Annotated in this window: 18 protein-coding genes; 9 read left to right on the top strand and 9 right to left on the bottom strand. The window is 67.1% G+C overall.

What is annotated here, in order from left to right:
* Positions 1-18: 18 nt before the first annotated feature.
* The 5 genes from AC1DF4_RS04690 to AC1DF4_RS04670 all read left to right on the top strand — a co-directional run bounded on the left by AC1DF4_RS04690 (position 19) and on the right by AC1DF4_RS04670 (position 4896).
* The gene (locus AC1DF4_RS04690; protein ID WP_018774875.1) at positions 19-264 is read left to right on the top strand and encodes an acetyl-CoA carboxylase; all 246 of its coding nucleotides are present in this window, start codon (positions 19-21) and stop codon (positions 262-264) included.
* Entirely contained in the window at positions 261-1616 is a 1356-nt protein-coding gene (locus tag AC1DF4_RS04685) for an acetyl-CoA carboxylase biotin carboxylase subunit (protein WP_476911780.1), read from the top strand. The genes AC1DF4_RS04690 and AC1DF4_RS04685 overlap by 4 nt, the downstream gene beginning before the upstream one ends.
* Complete coding sequence (locus AC1DF4_RS04680; RefSeq protein ID WP_476911779.1) at positions 1613-2524, top strand: 5-oxoprolinase subunit B family protein; 912 nt, start codon at positions 1613-1615, stop codon at positions 2522-2524. The genes AC1DF4_RS04685 and AC1DF4_RS04680 overlap by 4 nt, the downstream gene beginning before the upstream one ends.
* Positions 2514-3473, top strand: a complete 960-nt coding sequence (locus tag AC1DF4_RS04675) for a 5-oxoprolinase subunit C family protein (protein ID WP_476911778.1) — start codon at positions 2514-2516, stop codon at positions 3471-3473. The genes AC1DF4_RS04680 and AC1DF4_RS04675 overlap by 11 nt, the downstream gene beginning before the upstream one ends.
* A 91-nt stretch (positions 3474-3564) precedes the next feature.
* The gene (locus AC1DF4_RS04670; protein ID WP_476911777.1) at positions 3565-4896 is read left to right on the top strand and encodes a purine-cytosine permease family protein; all 1332 of its coding nucleotides are present in this window, start codon (positions 3565-3567) and stop codon (positions 4894-4896) included.
* 87 nt (positions 4897-4983) lie between these two features.
* Here AC1DF4_RS04670 and AC1DF4_RS04665 read toward each other — a convergent pair whose 3' ends face one another.
* Positions 4984-6027 (bottom strand): FUSC family protein, encoded by a 1044-nt coding sequence (locus AC1DF4_RS04665; protein ID WP_476911776.1) that lies wholly within the window; start codon positions 6025-6027, stop codon positions 4984-4986.
* A 206-nt stretch (positions 6028-6233) separates the two neighbouring features.
* On the bottom strand, positions 6234-7838 hold the full coding sequence (locus tag AC1DF4_RS04660; RefSeq protein WP_476911775.1) for an MFS transporter: 1605 nt from the start codon (positions 7836-7838) through the stop codon (positions 6234-6236).
* A 376-nt stretch (positions 7839-8214) separates the two neighbouring features.
* Between AC1DF4_RS04660 and AC1DF4_RS04655 the strand changes: the two genes are divergently transcribed.
* Together AC1DF4_RS04655 and AC1DF4_RS04650 are read left to right on the top strand one after the other, a co-directional pair.
* A complete protein-coding gene (locus AC1DF4_RS04655) occupies positions 8215-8448 on the top strand; it encodes a hypothetical protein (RefSeq protein ID WP_476911774.1) in 234 nt (77 codons plus the stop codon).
* Between the two features lie 109 nt (positions 8449-8557).
* On the top strand, positions 8558-8815 hold the full coding sequence (locus AC1DF4_RS04650; RefSeq protein WP_476911773.1) for a hypothetical protein: 258 nt from the start codon (positions 8558-8560) through the stop codon (positions 8813-8815).
* An 89-nt stretch (positions 8816-8904) separates the two neighbouring features.
* Here AC1DF4_RS04650 and AC1DF4_RS04645 read toward each other — a convergent pair whose 3' ends face one another.
* Complete coding sequence (locus tag AC1DF4_RS04645) at positions 8905-11433, bottom strand: ATP-dependent DNA ligase (RefSeq protein WP_476911772.1); 2529 nt, start codon at positions 11431-11433, stop codon at positions 8905-8907.
* A 40-nt stretch (positions 11434-11473) separates the two neighbouring features.
* On the opposite strand from AC1DF4_RS04645, the gene ku reads away from it, so the two are divergent.
* Positions 11474-12466, top strand: a complete 993-nt coding sequence (ku, locus tag AC1DF4_RS04640) for a non-homologous end joining protein Ku (protein WP_476911771.1) — start codon at positions 11474-11476, stop codon at positions 12464-12466.
* A gap of 32 nt (positions 12467-12498) precedes the next feature.
* On the opposite strand, the gene AC1DF4_RS04635 is transcribed toward ku, so the two are convergent.
* Both AC1DF4_RS04635 and AC1DF4_RS04630 read right to left on the bottom strand, forming a co-directional pair.
* Positions 12499-12786, bottom strand: a complete 288-nt coding sequence (locus AC1DF4_RS04635) for a DUF7218 family protein (RefSeq protein ID WP_476911770.1) — start codon at positions 12784-12786, stop codon at positions 12499-12501.
* Between the two features lie 2 nt (positions 12787-12788).
* Positions 12789-13289 (bottom strand): SRPBCC family protein, encoded by a 501-nt coding sequence (locus AC1DF4_RS04630; protein ID WP_476911769.1) that lies wholly within the window; start codon positions 13287-13289, stop codon positions 12789-12791.
* Between the two features lie 222 nt (positions 13290-13511).
* On the opposite strand from AC1DF4_RS04630, the gene AC1DF4_RS04625 reads away from it, so the two are divergent.
* Positions 13512-13943 (top strand): SRPBCC domain-containing protein, encoded by a 432-nt coding sequence (locus AC1DF4_RS04625; protein WP_476911768.1) that lies wholly within the window; start codon positions 13512-13514, stop codon positions 13941-13943.
* 45 nt (positions 13944-13988) lie between these two features.
* Here AC1DF4_RS04625 and AC1DF4_RS04620 read toward each other — a convergent pair whose 3' ends face one another.
* The 4 genes from AC1DF4_RS04620 to AC1DF4_RS04605 all read right to left on the bottom strand — a co-directional run bounded on the left by AC1DF4_RS04620 (position 13989) and on the right by AC1DF4_RS04605 (position 18224).
* A complete protein-coding gene (locus tag AC1DF4_RS04620; RefSeq protein ID WP_441407307.1) occupies positions 13989-14267 on the bottom strand; it encodes an HPr family phosphocarrier protein in 279 nt (92 codons plus the stop codon).
* Positions 14268-14353: 86 nt separating this feature from the next.
* On the bottom strand, positions 14354-16435 hold the full coding sequence (locus AC1DF4_RS04615) for a PTS fructose transporter subunit IIABC (protein ID WP_476911767.1): 2082 nt from the start codon (positions 16433-16435) through the stop codon (positions 14354-14356).
* Positions 16436-16437: 2 nt separating this feature from the next.
* Positions 16438-17424: a 1-phosphofructokinase family hexose kinase gene (locus tag AC1DF4_RS04610; protein WP_476911766.1), complete on the bottom strand. Its 987-nt coding sequence runs from the start codon at positions 17422-17424 to the stop codon at positions 16438-16440.
* Positions 17421-18224 carry a DeoR/GlpR family DNA-binding transcription regulator gene (locus tag AC1DF4_RS04605; protein WP_476911765.1) on the bottom strand — a complete coding sequence of 268 codons (804 nt, stop codon included), beginning with the start codon at positions 18222-18224 and terminating at the stop codon, positions 17421-17423. Before AC1DF4_RS04605 ends, AC1DF4_RS04610 begins: the two co-directional genes overlap by 4 nt.
* Between the last annotated feature and the right edge of the window lie 258 nt (positions 18225-18482).

Below are 18482 nucleotides of genomic sequence, written 5' to 3'. Positions count from 1 at the left end.
GCAACTGAAAGGCACACCATGTCACACCAAGTCACCTCGCCGCTTCCCGGAGTGTTCTACCGCAAGCCCGGCCCGGACAAGGATCCGTATGTGCAGGAAGGCGACGACGTAGAGGCGGGCCAGACGATCGGCGTCGTCGAAATCATGAAGCAGTTCAGCGAGGTCAAGACAGAAGTTGCCGGAAACCTGGTCAAGTTCGAGGTGTCGGATTCAGGCACCGTCAACCCGGGTGACGTGATTGCAGTGATAGAGGAAAAACCATGAAGAGACTCCTCATAGCCAACCGCGGGGAGATCGCAGTACGGATCATCCGCACCGCCCGCGAACTGGGGATCCACACGGTGGTGGTGGCCAGCGAACCTGACGCCGACGGGCTGGCCGCCCGCCTGGCGGATGAACACGCGGTCATTGGGCCGGCCCCCGCCAGCCAGAGCTACCTGGACCACGGCGCCGTCCTCAAAGCGGCAGCCGACTTCGGTTGCGACGCGGTGCACCCCGGCTACGGGTTCCTGTCCGAAAACGCCGCTTTTGCCCGGGCCGTCGTGGAGGCGGGGCTCATCTGGGTGGGCCCGTCCCCGGAAGCCATCGAACTGATGGGCGACAAGGCACGGGCCCGGCAGGCTGCGGAGGCGGCGGGCGTTCCCACGCTGCGCGGAACACACGGCGAGGCCCCCACCGGCGATGCCTTGCTGGAAATCGCGGCCGAGATCGGTTACCCCCTGGTGGTCAAGGCGGCCGCGGGCGGCGGCGGGCGCGGAATCCGGCTCGTGACGCGTGCCGAAGACCTGGCCTCGACCGTCGAAGTAGCCCAAGCCGAAGCGGCCGCCGCGTTTGGCAGCGCCGCCGTCTACCTGGAGAAGTTCGTGGAACGCGCCCGGCACGTTGAGGTCCAGGTTCTCGGCGACGGCACCAACGTCGTCCATCTCGGGGACAGGGACTGCTCCATGCAGCGCCGGCAGCAGAAAATCCTCGAGGAAGCGCCCGCGCCTGACCTGCCGGACGACGTCCGCCGGCACATGCTGGAATCCTCGGTGGAGCTCGCCCGGCAGTGCCATTACAAGGGTCTGGGAACGGTCGAGTTCCTGTACGACGCCGTCAACCACGAAGTTTCCTTCATCGAGATGAACACCCGTCTCCAGGTGGAACACCCCGTCACGGAAATGGTCACCGGCCTTGACCTGGTCCGGGAACAGCTGCTGATTGCTGCCGGGGAGCCGCTTCGGATGCGCCAGGAAGACGTCGTCTTCCGCGGGCATGCCTTCGAATTCCGGCTCAACGCCGAGGACCCGTCCAAGGGATTCATGCCCAGCCCGGGGCTGCTGGAACGCCTCGACTGGCCGGGCGGTCCCGGTGTCCGCATCGACTCCGGTTTCGTCGCGGGCTCCACTGTGATGCCCTTCTACGACTCGCTGCTGGCGAAGATCATCGTCTGGGACGAAACCCGGGACGAGGCAATCGGCCGGTCCATCCGCGCCCTCGACGAGATCACGATCGAAGGCGTATCAACCACCATTCCGCTGCTCAGTGCCGTGTTGCACCGGCCGGAACTGAAGACCGTGGAGCACCACACCAAGTTCATCGAAACCAGCCCGGAGATCCTGGGGGAGCTGTCATGAGCGACACCTTGAGCGCCGGCTCACTCAAAGGCGCGGCGCGGTACACCTGGGGCGGCGACGAGTTCCTTTTCGTCGAAATCTCGGAGGCGATGAGCCTGGCCGCGAACTTCAAGTCCAATTCGATGGCCACCAGGCTCGGCGCCCGCGCGCTCGCCGGCGTGACCGAAATCTGCCCGGCCAACGCGTCGCTGCTGGTCCGTTTCGACCCCGACGTACTCGACGCGGCGGAACTGGAAGCGGCCATGCGGGAGATCGAAGTCGAAGTGGACAACACCTCCCATCCGGTGCTGAACACCCGGCTGATCGAAGTGCCGGTCTGGTACGACGACCCGTATACGCGGGAAACCGGGGCCCGTTTCCGCAGCGGCCATCAGCGGCCCGAGGGGACCGACCTGGATTTCGCGGCCGAGGCCAACAACCTCTCGGGTGCCGGCGAGTTCATCCGGCGCCATCACAGCAGTCCCTGGCTGGTGTCCATGGTCGGGTTTGTCGCCGGCCTGCCGTTTATGTTCCAGATGGTGCCCCGCGAGCAGCAGCTGGAGGTGCCCAAGTACCTCAGCCCGCGCACGGACACGCCGCCCCTCACCGTCGGCCACGGCGGCTGCTTCGCGTGCATCTATTCCGTCCGGGGTGCCGGCGGCTACCAGATGTTCGGCATCGCGGCGGCTCCGATCTTCGACCCGGCTCAGTCCCTGGCCGACTTCAAGGACTTCATGGTCTTCTTCAAACCCGGCGACATCGTCAAGTTCCGGCCGGTGGACGAGGACGAGTACAAGAGGATCAAAGATCAGGTGGAAGCGGGCACCTTCGTCTACAAGCAGGTGCCGGTCACGTTCGACCTGGCCGATGCCCTCGGCGACCCGGAGAGCTACAACACCAAGCTATTGGAGAACCTCAATGACTCTTGAGATCTTGGAGCCCGGCCTGTCAACGACGGTCCAGGACCGGGGACGATTCGGCCACTACAACGTGGGGATCCCGCAAGGTGGCTCCATGGACCAGCTCTCCGCCGAGATCGTGAACGCCCTGGTGGGCAACAGCGCGGAGGAAGCGGTGCTGGAATGCACCTATCTGGGCCCGAAATTCCGCACCTCCGCCCCCGCGGTGATCGCCGTCGGAGGCGCCCCGGTGGAAGTGAAAGTCAACGGAGCCACGGCCCCGCAGTGGGAAGCGATCGAACTGGCCGCCGGCGACGAGGTCTCCTTCGGCTTCCTCCAGGGCGGCACGCGCTATTACGTGGCCGTCCGCGGCGGCATCGACGTGCCCCTGGTGCTCGGCAGCCGCTCCACGTACGCCCTTGGCGCCCTGGGCGGCTATCAAGGGCGCAAGCTCGCCGCGGGGGACGAGGTCCCGGTCGGCGACACGGCGTCCGGGGAAGTCCTCGCCGGAATCGCCCCGGAACTTCGGCCGGAGTTTCCGGCCGAAACGGAGATCAGGGTCCTTCTTGGCCTCTATGACCACCGGCTGACCAAGTCCGGTCTCGCGACCCTGCTGGACTCGACCTGGACCCTCACACCGGTGGCGGACCGGACCGGCCTGCGCTACAGCGGGCCGGCGGTCGAATGGGAGGCACGGGAGCAGCCCTTCGGCGCCGGTTCCGATCCGTCCAACATTGTCGACGCCGGATATGCGGTGGGCTCCATCCAGATCCCGGGAGGCAACGAACCGATCGTCCTGCACCGCGACGCCGTGTCCGGGGGAGGCTACGCCATGGTCGCAACCGTAATCAGCGCTGACATGGACCAGCTTGCCCGCAGCGCCCCCGGCACCAAGACGCGGTTTGTCGCGGTGACCATGGAGGAAGCCGTCGCGGCCCGTGCGGAAGGCAAGGCCGTCCGCCGCTCGATCTGGGGATAACCAACAAATAGCCCCGTGGCTCCCGCCACTGGCTCCATAAATGCAGTCCTACAACACCAGAGGTGTCGCTTTGTCGTACTCAAATCTAGTAATGCCCGCGGATCAGCGGGTCGGCAAATGGTCGCTGACCATGGCCTGGTGGGCCCTGTTCTCGGCCATGTTCTGGATCTACGTGGCCGTCGCCTCGGCCGGTGCCGTGGGGGTACCGAACACGATCATCGGCATGGTCCTCACCATCGCCACCTACGGGCTCATCAACCTGGTGCTCTCGCGCTACGCGGCCCGGACCGGACTGACGGTCAGTGTCTTCTCCCGCACCCTGTTCGGGCTGCTGGGGTCGGCGCTCGCGTCACTGATCTTCGCGGCCACGGCGATCTACTACGCCGTCTTCGAAGGCTCCATCATCGCCGTTGCGTTCCACGAGTACTTTGGCGGTGACATCCTGATCTGGTACGCCGCCGTGGTGATCTACGCCGTTCCGCTGGCGGTCGGCGGCGTTCAGCACTGGCTGGACCGGCTCAACGGGTTCCTGCTCCCGTTCTATTTCGCGGGCCTCATCGCCGTGGTCGTCGCCGCGACGGTCATCCGCGGGGTGCCCACCAACTGGATCGGCGAGGCCGCGGCCAGCTCGGCATTGCCCGGCTGGCTGACGTCCTACCTGATCTACATGGGTGTGTACATCATGATGATGTACACGTTTGACTACGCCCGGATGGGCAAACGCGAGGACCGGAGATTCCTGGGCAGCGTCACCTTCGGCTGGGTGTTCTACGCCTTCACGTTCGGCCTGAACGGACTGGTCGGCATCTACATCATGAGCGCCTGGGGCCTGGAGGCCTCCGAGACGGGGGTGGTCACGGCGTTCATTTCGTCGCTGGGAGTCTGGGGTTTGCTGGTCATCTTCATCTCGCAGACCCGCATCAACACGGCCAACTACTTCCTCGCCTCGACGAACCTCTCGGCCTTTGCCCACCGCGCGTTCGGCCTGAACCTTCCCCGGTACGTCTGGGTGATCGTCTCCGGCGTGCTGGCGTACCTGCTGATGCTCACGGATGTGCTGAGCTACCTGCTCAAGGCGCTCGCCTGGCAGGGAGTCTTCGTCACGGCGTGGGTTGCGATCGCGCTGACGTACATCGCCATCAACTGGAAAGAGGAGCGGTACCTGCCGGAAGTCCGGCCGGGACGGCTGAAGCCGGTCACCGCCGGGGCCATCGCGTGGTTGGTTGCCTCCGCCACCGGCATCCTGTTGACCGAGCAGACGGCGCTGCCCGTGGTCTCGCAGCTCACCCCGCTGATCACCATGGCGCTGGCCGGAGGCCTGTACTACGCCGCGTACAAGCTCTCCCCGCCGCCGGTCATGGACGGGCAGAAGGACCTGACGCCGGCGGAGCACGCCGAACTCCTTGCCGCCGAGCCGCAGTAGCCGGACTGCATCCGTGCGGCTGCCCGCCTCTTGTTCCGCGGAGGAGGGGAGCAGTCGCGCGGCCTGTCGCCCAGGCGGCCGGGACCGTCACCGCCGTCGGCGTATCAGCACGACGACGAGGATGCCCGTCAGGGCGCCCAGCAGGGTTTCGACGGCGCGCTCGGTCACCAACACGTGGGGGTCGGAAGGTGCGGCCAGCTGTGTCATCAGCAGGACCACGGGGGTGAAGGACACCATGGCCAGGCCGTAGTGCCTGGTCATGAACAGTTCCGTGGTGAACTGCAGGACAATCACCAGGACAGCCAGGACGGCGGCCTCGTGGCCGGGGAATGCCCGGAGCGGCGAGAAGTCCCAAGGGAACAGCACCACAGCAACCACCACGAGACCCGCCAGGGTGCCAACAATCCGGTGCAGGCCGCGGTACACGCTGCTCGGCATATCTGCCCCGGCCAGGGGGACGGCGGCGGCTGCCATGGCCCAGTGCGGGTGCCCGCTTCCGCTGAGGACCCCGACGGAGCCGGCCGCGCCGACGGCGGCAAGGTACCGGGCGGCATGGATCCAGGCTGCCCGGCGCCTGGCCCCGCGCATGGCCGGGACACTCCGTTCCGCGCCGCGTTCCCAGGCCCTGCGCCGCACCCAGCCGCCAAACCCCACGACGATGGACCAGGCGGCCGACAGGGCGCCGATCAGGACCGCACTGTGCCAGTGCACCGTTGTGGGAACGGAGGCGCAGGCGCCCAGTGCCAAAATCCCGAAGAACGGGCCGGCGGGCTTCAGTGCGACCTTGTCCGCGAAGAGGGAGCCCGCTGCTGCCAGCAAGGTTTCGGTGAGGACCAGCACCCAGGAATGGAGTTGGCTTATCGAAAGGAAGACGCCGACGGCCAGCCCGCCCACGAGCAGGAAGGCAGCCTGGCCCTGGTGCTTGAGGCGCAGTTGATGCGGCTCGTCCCGGCCGTACATGCCGGTCAAGGCACCGAACACCGCATAGATCATCAGCTCCGGGCGGCCGGCGGCGAGAAGGGCGAGGGACGGGACGGCGACCCCGACGGCAACGCGCACTGCCGAGACGTGGTCCCTATTGGCCGGTGCCAGGCTGTGAAGCGTGCGGAAATGCGCGCCGAGGGATTGCACGGGTGCCTCCAATTTTTCAGGCTGGGACCGGACGGGACAGGTGCAGGGCCTGCAACCGGACACGCCTAAGGCCTGCCTTGTGTGATTCCCCAACGGGTAATCACACAAGGCAGGCCTCAACGGGCGGGACTTTTGCTACAGAGCCTGGGTTAGCCGGCCGGGCTCAGCATGAACCTGACCGGGCTGCCAGAAGGGCAAGCTCAGGCTTAGACAGACACCTTTTCGGTGTCCCGCGGCGCCGTCGGATCAGCGCCCGGACCTGCAGTCGTGGTGAAGGGCATGTCCATCTCCACGAGGTCGATCAGCGGGTTCTCGTCCTGGTTCGCAACGATTTCCTTGGCCTCGGCCTGCGTGTCCACGCTGGGCATGGAACCCGGCAGGGGGCGCTGGGCCGATTCCTTGAGGAAGTAGATCGCGATGGCACCGATCGCCGAGGTGGCCATCAGGTAGTAGGCAGGCATCATGTCATCGCCGGTGGCGCCGATGAGGGCGGCGACGATGAACGGCGTGGTTCCGCCGAAGATGGCCACGGAGAAGTTGTACGCGATGCCCATGGCGCCGTAACGGCTCGCCGTCGGGAACTGCGCCGGCAGGGCCGAGGCAAGGTTCGCCACGTAGAACGTCACCGGGAAAGCGATCAGGCCCAGTCCGAGGAGGGTCGACCAGATTTCTCCGACGCCGATCAGCATGAACGCCGGGGCGGCCAGGACCACGGTGCTGAGCGCACCGATCCACAGCACGGGGCGGCGGCCGATCCGGTCAGACAGTTTTCCAGTCAGCGGAATGCAGAGGCTCATGATGACCAGCACGGGGATGGTCAGCAGGGTGCCGTGCACGGGATCGTAGCCCTTGGACTCGGTGAGGTACGTCGGCATGTAGGACGTCAGGGCGTAGCCTGCGGTGTTGGCGGCTGCCACCAGGATCATGGCAACGATGAGCGAGCGCCAGTAGGCCTTCACAATGCCCACCGGGCCCTTGGAAGCGGCAGCGTCGGAGGCAGCGGCGTCCTTGGCGACGTTTTCCTGGGCGTCCAGAGTGGCCTGGAACTGCGGGGATTCCTCGATCTTGTTTCGGAAGTAGATCGCGATCAGGCCCAGCGGGCCGGCAATGAGGAACGGGATCCGCCAGCCCCACTCCTCCATGACGCCCTGGCCCAGGGTCAGCTGCAGGCCGGAGACGAGGGCGGCGCCGAGGGCGAAGCCGAGGTAGCTTCCCATGTCCAGGAAGCTGGCGAAGAAGCCGCGGCGCTTGTCCGGGGAGTATTCGCTCACGAAGGTGGTGGCACCGGCGTACTCGCCGCCGGTGGAGAAGCCCTGGACGAGCTTGAGCAGAACCAGCAGGGCAGCTGCCCACATGCCGATCTGCGCGTAGCCGGGCAGCAGGCCGACGGCGAAGGTGCTCGCAGCCATCAGCATCAGAGTCCAGGCGAGGACCTTCTGGCGGCCCACCTTGTCACCGAGCCAGCCGAAGATGACTCCGCCGAGGGGGCGGGCAATGAAGGTGGCGGCGAAGGTGCCCAGCAGGAACAGCGTCTGAACGCTCTTGTCCGCCTCGGGCAGGAACACCGGTCCCATGGTGGTGATCAGGTAGCCGAACACGCCGACGTCGTACCACTCCATGGTGTTACCCACGATGGTGCCGCCGAGTGCTTTCTTGAGCATCGGCTTGTTGACGACGTTGACGTCGGACTCTTTGAGTCGACGCCGCGTCCGCAGCCTTGGTTTCTTCACACCCGTGGGTGCAGCTTGGTAGGTTCCGCTGGCGTTCATCACGCCTGCTGAAGAGTCGGTCGTGCTTCGGTCTTTGGGCATTTGGGCCGCTCCTAAGGAGGTCATTTGCTTGCGACTTGTAGCTGCCCCGCTCTGGGCAGGCTTTCAATTTTACGTGATTTCTATGGTGTTTCCGAGTTTGGTGCCGTATGATCCGGTGATTCGGCCCCGGGAAGGGGCTCATTGGCGGATTTCTTTTCCGCTGTTTCGCCGCGCCAATGCTGGGAAACCCCGGCCTGCACCGGGGCAGGCGCAAAGTTTTTCCCCAGAGGGCGGCCTGGAGCCGGTTTTTCGGCCCGAAACAGGCCTCGGGGATGCCCGCTGCACCGCGAAAAAGGGGTACCCGCGGGAGCCGGAATGCGCTTAGGGTTGGAGTCAGCGCAGCACTGATCAAAAAGCCGCACAAGGAGAACAGTCCATGACTGGCAAAGACACCAAGAAGAACAGCAACAGCGGAGCCGAAGGGGAGGGCAAGTCCCAGGCCAAGGAGGATCAGGGGAAGGGCATCAAGTCGCGCCTCACCGACGCCCAGAAGGAGATGCTCGCCAGCAAGTCCCGGGGCGGCGCCGGCTCACAAAGCGTCGGCCACAGCCACAAGCCCACGCACGTCAGCGGCAAGCAGGGTCCGACGGAAAAGAAAGTCCGCTGGTAGCCCTACAGACATCTCAGGCGGGCCGACCTAGGATAGTTGGACACTTCATTTCACAGCTTATTTCGACGGCGTAATTCGACAGCCTGATTCGACAGCGGAAGGAAGAGCAATGGCGGAACACCAGTTCGGAGACGACATCAATCCCGAGGTAGCCAGTCATCTGGCGGAGTCCATGGATGAGGCGCCCGGCCCGGAAACGAAACGCCCCGCCCCACCTTCCGCAGCCGAAGGGAAACAGTGGCCGGACGGCAACGGCAAGCACCGCCACCCCAAGGAGCACGACGTCAAGCACGGCCGCCTGGCGCAGGGTGCCGGGGTGAACGCCGTGCACCGGATCACCCCGCCGGACACCCCGCACTCCTCCTGATCCCCGCCGGCGCTCAAGCGCTGGCGGCAGCAGCCGGCTTCAACGGCCCGGGACGGCCCGCAAGGCTAGCCCCGGGCTTTTCGCTGCCCTCAGCCGTCCTCCACCACCACATCGCCCGGCGTCTTATCCAGCCGCCAACCGCGCCAGACCGGGTGCCGGAGCTTGCCGCTGCCGGTCCATTCCCCGTAGGTGACCTCCCCGACCAGCCGGGGGCTCACCCAGTGCGCGTCGGAGGCGTCGGCCGCAGGGACGTCCTCGAACGGGGAGGTTTTCCGCGGGAGGGCGTCGAGCTGCTGGCGGAGTTCCACCAGTTCGCGGGTGCTGAAACCGCTGCCAACGCGACCGACGTAGCGAAGGCTGGAACCGTCCGGGATCCCCAGCAGCAGTGAGCCCACCGACTGCCCGCGCTCGCCCTTGCCCGGCCGCCAGCCCCCGACCACCACCTCCTGGGTGCGTTCGAACTTGAGCTTGAGCCAGGACCTGCTGCGCTGCCCGACATAGCGGCCGTCCGTGCGCTTGGCCATCACCCCCTCGAGCCCCAGTTCCTCCGCGCTTTCGAGGATGTGCCGGACATCGCCGTCGATCACCCCGGAGAGCTCCACCGGACAGCCGGACGGAGTGAAGAACGCTTCCAGCCTGGCCCGGCGATCGCCGAGCGGAAGACGGCGGAGGTCCTTGCCGTGCTCCGACAGGAGGTCGAACAGCATCAGCCGCACCGGCGTCGACGCCCGCGCCTTCGCGACGTCGGACGCCCGCGTGAGCTTCATCCGCCCCTGCAACAGCCCGAAGTCCGGCCGCCCCGAGGCGCCGACGGCGATGATCTCGCCGTCGGCGATAAAGTCCTGCTCCGGCCAGCAGGAGCGGTCCGTCAGCTCCGGATATGACACGGTCATGTCGTTGCCGTTGCGGCTGACCAGGCGGATCGTTGTCGCGTCCCCGAGGACCAGGGCCCGCACGCCGTCCCACTTCAGTTCAAACTGCCACTCCTTGTCCGGCAGGTCGGCGATGGTTCCGGAGCTAGCCAGCATTGGACTGAACTCCTCCGGAGCCGGAGCCGGGGCCGGAGCCGGGGCCGGCTCGCCGGGCGCCGTCGCCGTCGCTGTCCTCGGCTCCTCCGGCGGCGGCGGGGCGGCGTGCCCCTTCTTCGCACCGGGCGGGTCCATCAGGTGGATGAGCCACTGGTCATCGCCCCGGCCGGTGTGGATCAGCGCGTACCTGCGGGCGCCGCCCAGGCCGCCGTCCTCCTGGCCGGTGAGGGTGGCAATGACTTCCTTGCCCGCAATCCACTTCTCGACCTCGTAGTACCCGCTGTCCCAGATGCTCATGGTCCCGGCCCCGTACTGGCCCTTGGGGATGGTGCCTTCGAAGTCCAAGTAGTCCAGCGGATGGTCCTCGGTCTGGACCGCGAGGTGGTTCTTGGTCTTGTCGGTGGGGACGCCTTTGGGCAGCGCCCAGGACACCAGGACGCCGTCGCGCTCCAGCCGGAGGTCGAAGTGCAGCCGGCTGGCGTGGTGTTCCTGGATGACGAACTTCTCCCGGACGGTGCCGCCGTCGGTGTCGATTTTGGACCGTTCCGCCGTAAACGGCTCCGGGGTCGAAGCCGCGTCCCGCTTGGCACGGTACGTCTCCAGCCTCGGGTCCGTGTCGTCGCCGTCGCCGGCCGCTTCCCCGGACGCGTCGCCCGGATGGCCGTCCGGCGTAGCCGCCGGCCGCCCCCGGCCGGAGATGGCAGCGAACGGATCCTTGCCGGACTTCACCCGCTTCATCACCTCCTGGTAGTCGAGCTGGTGCAGGGTCGGCGAGCTGAGTTCACGCCAGGTCCGGGGCGCCGCGACTGTCGGCCGGAGCCTCCCGCGCAGGGAATAGGGGACGATGGTGGTCTTCGCCGCGCTGTTCTGGCTCCAGTCCACCAGGACCTTGCCGGCGCGAAGGGTCTTCTTCATGTCGCTGACGGCCAGTTCCGGGTGGTCCGCTTCCAGGGCGCGGGCCAGTTCGTGGGCGAACCCGGAGATCTGCTCGGAGCTCTGCGTGCCGTCCAGGGCGGCGTACAGGTGGATGCCCTTGCTGCCGCTGGTCACGGGCACAGGATCCAGGCCCACATCCTGCAGGATGGCGCGGGCGAGCTTCGCGACCTCGACACATTCGGCCAGCCCGGCACCCTCGCCCGGATCCAGGTCCAGCACCAGCCGGTCCGGCGGCATCTGGTTCCCGTGGGAATCCACGCGCCATTGCGGCACATGGATCTCGAGGGCCGCGATCTGGGCGAGCCAGGCCAGCGTGGCGGGGTCGTTGACCAGCGGGTACTGGATGGTCCGTTCCTTGTGGGAGATGGAGGCCCGCGGCACCCACCCCGGCGTCGAATGGTCCAGGTTCTTCTGGAAGAACATCTCGCCCGGTGCATCGGCCGTCCCCACTCCGTGCACCCAGCGTTTCCGGGTCGCGGGGCGGTTCGCGGCGGCCGGGATCAGCACGGGCGCCACCGCGGCGTAGTAGGCCAGCACATCGGCCTTGGTGGTTCCGGTCTCCGGATAGAGGACCTTATCCAGGTTGGTGATCACCAGTTCGCGGCCGCCGACCCGGACACGCTCCCTGCTGCTGGCCGGCGTGGTTTCAGCCAAAGGGCTTCACCTCCCCGCAACTGTGATGTTCACTTGATCCATGAGAGCCATCTGGAAAGGTGCCATAGCGTTCGGGCTGGTCAACGTGCCCGTCAAGGTCTACAGCGCGACCGAGGACCACGACATCAGCCTCCACCAGGTCCACAACGCCGACGGCGGACGGATCCGCTACCAGCGCCGCTGCGAGGTCTGCAGCAAGGTCGTGGACTACGAAGACATCGACAAGGCCTACGAGGACGACGGCCGCACGGTGGTCCTCAGCCGCGAGGAGCTCAAGTCCATCCCGGCCGAGAACAGCCACGAGATCGACGTCGTGCAGTTTGTGCCGGCCGAGCAGCTCGACCCGATGTCGTTCGAGAAGAGCTACTACCTTGAGCCGGACTCCAAGTCGCCCAAGGCCTATGTCCTGCTGCGCCGGGCGCTGGAGGACACCGACCGGGTGGCGATCGTCCAGTTCGCCCTGCGGGACAAGACCCGGCTGGGGGCCCTGCGGATCCGTGGCGACGTGCTGGTGCTGCAGGCGCTGCTCTGGGCCGACGAGGTGCGGGAGGCCAGCTTCCCCTCCCTCGAGTCCACCATCCGCATCTCCGCGCAGGAACGTGAAATGTCCGCGGCGCTGGTCGACTCGATGGCAGCGGACTTCGAACCGGACCAGTTCACCGACGACTACCAGCTCCAGCTGCGCCAGCTCATCGAGGCGAAGCTGGAGAAGGGGGAATCGCTGGACACCGAGGAGACCTTCGGCGTCCCGGCTGCCGAGGCCGGCAGCGGCGAGGTGATCGACCTGATGGAGGCACTCAAGCGGAGCCTGGAGAAGAAACGCGGGGGAGGGGCAGCGCCCGGGGACGACTCCGGCAAGCCCGCCGCCAAGTCCTCCGCCCGGTCTTCCACAACCGCCGCGAAGCCGGCGGCGGCCAAGGCTGAGCCGAAGACAGGCTCCCGGGCGGCGGCGAAGACCGCCGGCACCAAAGCTGCGGCCCCGAAGACGTCGGCCCCGAAGGCAGCCGCGAGGAGCGCGCGGAAAGAGGCCTGAGCCGTTGGGGGTCAGGCCGGCGGCCACCGGAATCAGGAGTTCCTGAGCGCGGAAATGAGCTCGCTTTTCTTCTTCGCCGAGTAGCCTTTGAGACCGATCTCCTTGGCGCGTTCCTTCAGCTGTGCGACGGTCCAGTCGTCGTAGTCCCCGGCCTTCCCGCCCTTGCGGCCGACGGCAGACCGGCCCTTCGCGGCCGCGGCGTTGGAGATGCGGGCGGCCTTCTGCTTCGACGCCCCGTCCTCCAGCAGCGCTTCGTAGACCTCCGGGTCCTTGATGCTGGGATTCTCGCTGCCCCGCGGGGCATTCTTCTTCGTGGGCATGGCTACCTCGGCAGCCGGGTGTCGGGCCCGCCGGCGGACTCGTCCACTTCGCCCCGGGCAACCGAGGACCGCCATTCGCCGGTTTCGATCCCGCGGGATTCGATGAATTCCTTGAAGCGGCCCAGGTCCGCAGTAACCTGGCGGCTATCCGCGCCGACGGCCGAGCCGGCCTTTTCCACGAGCCCCTCGGGCTCCCACTCGAGTTCGACATTGACGCGGGCGCGCTCGGCGCCGAGGGATTCGAAGGTCACGGTTCCGGCGTTGCGGGGCTTGTCGGTGCTGACCCACGCGATTTTCCGGTCGGGGGTCTGCTCGGTGATCTGGGCGAGGTACTCGCGCCGGACACCGGCAATGTCGGTGCGGAACTGGAGGGAAGTCTCGTCGATCTGTTCGACGGCCTCCACGCCCTTCATGAACTCGGGGAAAGTCTCGAACTGCGTCCATTGGTTGTACGCGGTGGATACGGGAACGTCGACTTCAATGCTGTGCTGCACGGTTGCCACGGGTGTCTCCTTCGGCCGGGAACAGGTCCTGCGGCGGGCCACGGTAGTGGTGCCGCGGTTTCCAAACTATCGGCGCCGCAGGGCTTGTGACAAGCATGTACTAAGCCTGCTTAGCGCTGCGTAGGTGGGAGCCGGCTGCCAGCTCCCCTGTCCGTGTGCCGGCACCCGGAGTAGTCTCGGTGCCGGGCGGGCTGCCCGCTCGACCAACGAGGAAGGGAAGCCATGGCAGACGACTATGTGGCGACGTCGACCGTCACCATCGATGCTCCGCCGGCGCGGGTCTGGCAAGTGATCACCGATCCGGCGGCTGTGAAGGAGTTCATGTTCGGGACGGAGCTTGTCACGGACTGGACGGTGGGCGGACCGATCGTGTGGCGCGGCGAGTGGGATGGCAAAAAGTACGAGGACAAGGGCGAAATCCTCGAGATGGCACCCGGGCGGCGCCTGGTTCACACCCATTTCAGCCCTCTCGGCGGCCGCGAGGAAGTTGCCGAGAACTACCACACGGTGACTTGGACCCTCGAGGACCTGGGCGGGACGACGCGGCTTACCCTCTCGCAGGGCAATAACGCCAGCGCCGAGGCCGCGCAGCACTCCCAGGGCATGTGGGACCGACTCGTGGTTGACGTCAAGCAGATCGCGGAACGGGCTTAGGGACGTCCCCAAAACAGATGCGGCCGSCGGCCGATGGCGGTGACGCTATTCGGCGTCGTGGTCCGTTTCGAGGATCTGGACCAGGCGCTCCAGGGCGGCGTCGGCGCCGTCGCCCTCGGCGCGCAGCACCACAACCTCGCCGTGGGACGCGCCCAGGCTCATGAGGGACAGGATGCTGGCGGCGTCCATGGCCTCGTCGATGGGTTCGCCCAGCCGGGCGATAGTGATTTCGAGATCGAACTCGCCTGCAGCCTCGGCAAAGATGGCGGCCGGTCGGGCGTGCAGCCCTACGCGGCTGGCAATGGTGGCGTTACGTTCGGTCATTTCTGCTCCTTGATGTCAGCTTGGGTGTTTATCAGCTGTGAAAATCTGCTGGGAAAAATCGTCTGGAACTGTCGGCGGCGGCTGGCTTAGGCGGCTACGGGAACCGATTCCACCGTACCAACCGGCTTCTTGACTGCCCAGCGCTTGAGCCCGATCACCGCGAAGGCACTCACGACGGTACCGGCCGCGATGGCGACGACGAACATCAGGAAGTTGTCGATCGCGAAGAAGACGAAGATTCCGCCGTGCGGGGCCTTCGACCCCACGCCTGCCGCCATCGAGATGGCACCGGTCACCGCGCCGCCGATCATGCTGGCGGGGATGACGCGCAGCGGGTCGGCCGCGGCGAAGGGAATGGCGCCTTCGGAGATGAAGGAGGCTCCCAGCAGCCAGGCGGCCTTGCCGTTTTCCTGTTCGGCGAGGCTGAAGAGCTTCTTGTTCAGCACGGTAGCGGCCAGTGCCATGGCGAGCGGCGGAACCATGCCGGAAGCCATGACGGCTGCCATGATCTGCCACGGGGCCTGGTTTTCGATGGATGCTGCGCCGAGGCCGGCGACGGCGAAGGCGTAGGCAACCTTGTTGACCGGTCCGCCGAGGTCGAAGCACATCATCAGGCCGAGGATGACGCCGAGGGCGATGGCGCTGGCACCGGTCAGGCCGGACAGGAACTCGTTGAGGCCGACGGTGACCGCCGCGACGTACCTGCCCAGGAACGCGAAGAGAAGGCCTGAGGCGGCGATGGACGCCACGAGCGGGATAATGACCACCGGCATCAGGCCGCGCAGCCAGCGGGGAACGGTGAGCTTGCCGATCGAATATGCCACGTAGCCGGCGATCAGGCCGCCCACGATGCCGCCGAGGAACCCTGCTCCCATAAAGACGGCCACGGCGCCGGAGACGAAGCCCGGGGCGATGCCCGGCCGGTCGGCGATGGCGTAGGCGATGTAGCCGGCCAGCGCGGGCACGAGGAAGCCGAGGGACAGGGCGCCGATCTTGAAGAACACGGCACCCAGGAAGGCGCCCAGCGGGCCCCAGGCGAGTTCCGGGTACACGGTGGGCAGGTTGAAGAGGCTGTTGTCCGCCAGGATCTTGTCCGCGAAAGCCGTGATGTCGTAGCCGCCCAGCAGGAAGCCGAGGGCGATCAGCAGACCGCCGCCCGCGACGAACGGGATCATGTAGCTGACACCCGTAAGGAGCGCCTTCTTCAGCTTGGTGCCGATGTGCTCGCCCTTTTCCTCGGCCTCGTGTTCGGCCTGTTCTTCTGCGCCGAAGTGGGGCACGCGGCGGGCGTGCGGGTTGTCCGCGGCGGCGAGTGCTTCCGCGACCATCTTGTCCGGCTCGTCGATGCCGCGCTTGACCGGGGCGTTGATGACCGGCATGCCGGCGAAACGCTCCTTGCCGCGCACATCCACGTCCACGGCGAAGATCACTGCGTCGGCGGCGGCGATCACGGCGGGGTCAAGGGCTTTGGCGCCGGAGGACCCCTGGGTTTCCACCTGCAGGTCGACGCCGGCTTCCTTGGCTGCGGCGACGAGCGAGTCGGCGGCCATGTAGGTGTGGGCGATGCCGGTGGGGCAGGCGGTGACCGCGACGAGGCGCTTGGGGCGGGGTGCCCCGGCCGCTTCGGGCTCGGCGGATGCGCTGGCTGCGGTTGCGCCGGCGGCGGTGGCACCGGCCGCGGTTGCTGCGGCCGCTGCCGGGGCCTCCGCGGCGGGCTTGTCGGCGAGGGCGCCTTCGACGAGCTCGACGACCTCGGCCTCTGAGCCGGCGGCGCGGAGGGCTGCGGTGAAGTCCTTTTTGATCAGCGAGCGGGCGAGCTTGGAGAGCAGCTTGAGGTGCTCCTGGTCAGCGCCTTCGGGGGCCGCGATGAAGAAGATCAGGTCCGCGGGGCCGTCCTTGGCGCCGAAGTCCACCGGCTGGGAGAGCCGTGCCATCGCCAGCGTGGGCTCGGTGACCGCCGTCGAGCGGCAGTGCGGGATCGCGATCCCGCCCGGGACGCCGGTGGCAGTCTTGGACTCCCGCGCGAAGGCGTCGGTGAAGAGGCCCTCGACTTCGGTGGCGCGTCCGTTGGCTGCAACTCTGCCTGCCAGGTGCCGGATCACGTCCTCGGGCGAGCTGCCCAGGTTCTGGTCGAGCTCGACCAGTTCGGTAGTAATGAGCTGAGTCACTGTCAATCCTTCCGGAGGGCCGTGATGGTTACGGCATCGGGGGTGGTTTGGTGGACTGCCGGGACTGTGGAGCCCGGCAGGGAGGCGGCGGCGGCACCGTGGGCCACCGCCTGACGGAGGCAATCGGCCGGGGCGGCGCCCTGGCTGGAGGCGAGCAGGTAGCCGGCCAGCGAGGAATCGCCGGCCCCTACCGTGCTCACCGCAGTGACCGGCGGGTGCGTGGCCAGCCACGCGCCGTCGGCCGTCACAAGTACCGCACCCTTGGAGCCGAGCGTTGCCAGCACGGCACCCACCCCGGAACGCACGACGGCGGCGGCGGCTACCGCGGCAGCCTCCGGATCCGCTTCGAGTTCCTCGGCGGACTTGTGCGTGGCGAATCCGGCTGCGGCAGCCAGTTCCACCAGTTCCTCGGCGTTGGGTTTGAGGAGATCCGGTTTCCCCAGCGCGTCGCCGGAGATCGCGGCGGCGAGCGGTTCGCCGGAGGAGTCGACGGCGATGAGGGGAACCTCGTTGCCGTGATCCAGGGAACGCAGCCGCCGGGTGACGGTGGCGTAGAAGTCGGCCGGGACCCCGGGTGGGAGCGATCCGGCCAGCACAACCCAGCTGGCGCCGCGGGAGCGGTCCAGCAGCAGCCCGATCAGGGCCTCCTGCTGGTCCGCGCTCAGCACCGGGCCGGGTTCATTGATTTTGGTGGTGACGCCGCCGGGCTCGGTGAGTGCCACATTGCTGCGCAGCGGCTCGCCGATCGGGAGGGCGGAGAACGGGACGTCACCTGCCCGGAGCCCGGCGAGGACGGGGTCCGCCTCGGCCCCGGGCAGCACGGCGACCGTTTTGAGCCCCGAGGCGACTAGGGCGCGGGAGACGTTGACTCCCTTGCCGCCGGATTCCTGCCGGACGGAGACGGCCCGCTGGACTTCGCCGCGGAGCAGTGGGCCCGGCAGCGCCACGGTGCGGTCCAGGCTCGGGTTGGCGGTCAGGGTGACAATCATGCGACCACCACCTCCACTCCGGCGTCCGCCAGAGCATCGGCCAGGTCCTGGCCGGGTTTCGTGTCAGTGATCAAGGTGTCCAGATCTTTCAACGAGGCGAACTGGACCAGGGTTTCGGCGTCCAGCTTGGAGGCATCAGCCAGCACCACAATGCGGCGCGCTGATTGGACGAAGGCAGCCTTGACAGCGGCTTCTTCAGGATCGGGAGTGCTCAGCCCGAAGGCTGCGTGGATGCCGTTGGTGCCGATGAAGGCGATGTCCGGGCGGATCCGGCGGGCGGCTTCGACGGTGGACTGGCCAACGGCGGCCTGGGTCAGCCCGCGGACCTTCCCGCCCAGCAGATGCAGGGCGATGCCGGGTTCGGCGGACAGCCTGACCGCGATGGGCAAGGAGTGGGTGATGACCACGAGTTCCGTGGCCGGGCCTGAAATGGACGTGGCGGCTGCCGTCCGGGAGGCCAGGAGTTCCGCGAGGGACTCGGTGGTGGATCCGGCGTCGATCAGGATGCTGCCGGTGCCGTCCTGCGGGATGAGAGCCAGGGCGGCTTCGGCGATCCGGGTCTTCTCCGGCTGCCGCTGGTCGGTCCGCACGAGGATGCTTTCCTCATTGGTGCTGAAGCGGTCCGGGGACACCGCGCCGCCGTGGACCCGGCGCACACTGCCGGCGGCTTCGAGGGCGGCGAGGTCCCTGCGGACGGTCTCGGTGGTGATGCTGAAACGCTCGGCGAGGTCCGTGACACTGGCACGGCCGCTGGCAGTAATGAGCCCAACAATCAACTGTTGGCGTTCCTCGGCGAACACTGGCTCTCCCTTGCGTCAGTACTGCGGGCCTTCCTGCCACTTTCAGTGATAGCCATCACAGCGAGTGGAGTTGATTGACTTTATCTTTGAATCTGTGGCTTTGTCAATGGAAAACAACATGAACGCAGAAAGCTCACCTCGCCTCCCGTGGGACATGTCCAGTTTTTGCGGCGGGGAGTGGGCAAATTGGCACTATGTCCATCCGTGGCCATGCACGCTGGGCATGTGCCGGGCGCGGGCCTGGGGTGGTCGGGCCTG

Source organism: Arthrobacter sp. 05N429 (assembly GCF_056397045.1).
The sequence above is the reverse complement of the archived record's forward strand: the minus strand, read 5'-3'. Positions and strand labels throughout refer to the sequence as shown.

What these genes read in the sequence shown, in the direction of transcription:
- AC1DF4_RS04655 (WP_476911774.1), top strand. Translation starts at nt 8,215, where the DNA reads ATGACTGGCAAAGACACCAAGAAGAACAGCAACAGCGGAGCCGAAGGG.
- AC1DF4_RS04620 (WP_441407307.1), bottom strand. Translation starts at nt 14,267, where the DNA reads ATGACCGAACGTAACGCCACCATTGCCAGCCGCGTAGGGCTGCACGCC.
- AC1DF4_RS04675 (WP_476911778.1), top strand. Translation starts at nt 2,514, where the DNA reads ATGACTCTTGAGATCTTGGAGCCCGGCCTGTCAACGACGGTCCAGGAC.
- AC1DF4_RS04685 (WP_476911780.1), top strand. Translation starts at nt 261, where the DNA reads ATGAAGAGACTCCTCATAGCCAACCGCGGGGAGATCGCAGTACGGATC.
- AC1DF4_RS04635 (WP_476911770.1), bottom strand. Translation starts at nt 12,786, where the DNA reads ATGCCCACGAAGAAGAATGCCCCGCGGGGCAGCGAGAATCCCAGCATC.
- AC1DF4_RS04680 (WP_476911779.1), top strand. Translation starts at nt 1,613, where the DNA reads ATGAGCGACACCTTGAGCGCCGGCTCACTCAAAGGCGCGGCGCGGTAC.
- AC1DF4_RS04660 (WP_476911775.1), bottom strand. Translation starts at nt 7,838, where the DNA reads ATGCCCAAAGACCGAAGCACGACCGACTCTTCAGCAGGCGTGATGAAC.
- AC1DF4_RS04650 (WP_476911773.1), top strand. Translation starts at nt 8,558, where the DNA reads ATGGCGGAACACCAGTTCGGAGACGACATCAATCCCGAGGTAGCCAGT.
- AC1DF4_RS04690 (WP_018774875.1), top strand. Translation starts at nt 19, where the DNA reads ATGTCACACCAAGTCACCTCGCCGCTTCCCGGAGTGTTCTACCGCAAG.
- AC1DF4_RS04670 (WP_476911777.1), top strand. Translation starts at nt 3,565, where the DNA reads ATGCCCGCGGATCAGCGGGTCGGCAAATGGTCGCTGACCATGGCCTGG.
- ku (WP_476911771.1), top strand. Translation starts at nt 11,474, where the DNA reads ATGAGAGCCATCTGGAAAGGTGCCATAGCGTTCGGGCTGGTCAACGTG.
- AC1DF4_RS04625 (WP_476911768.1), top strand. Translation starts at nt 13,512, where the DNA reads ATGGCAGACGACTATGTGGCGACGTCGACCGTCACCATCGATGCTCCG.
- AC1DF4_RS04610 (WP_476911766.1), bottom strand. Translation starts at nt 17,424, where the DNA reads ATGATTGTCACCCTGACCGCCAACCCGAGCCTGGACCGCACCGTGGCG.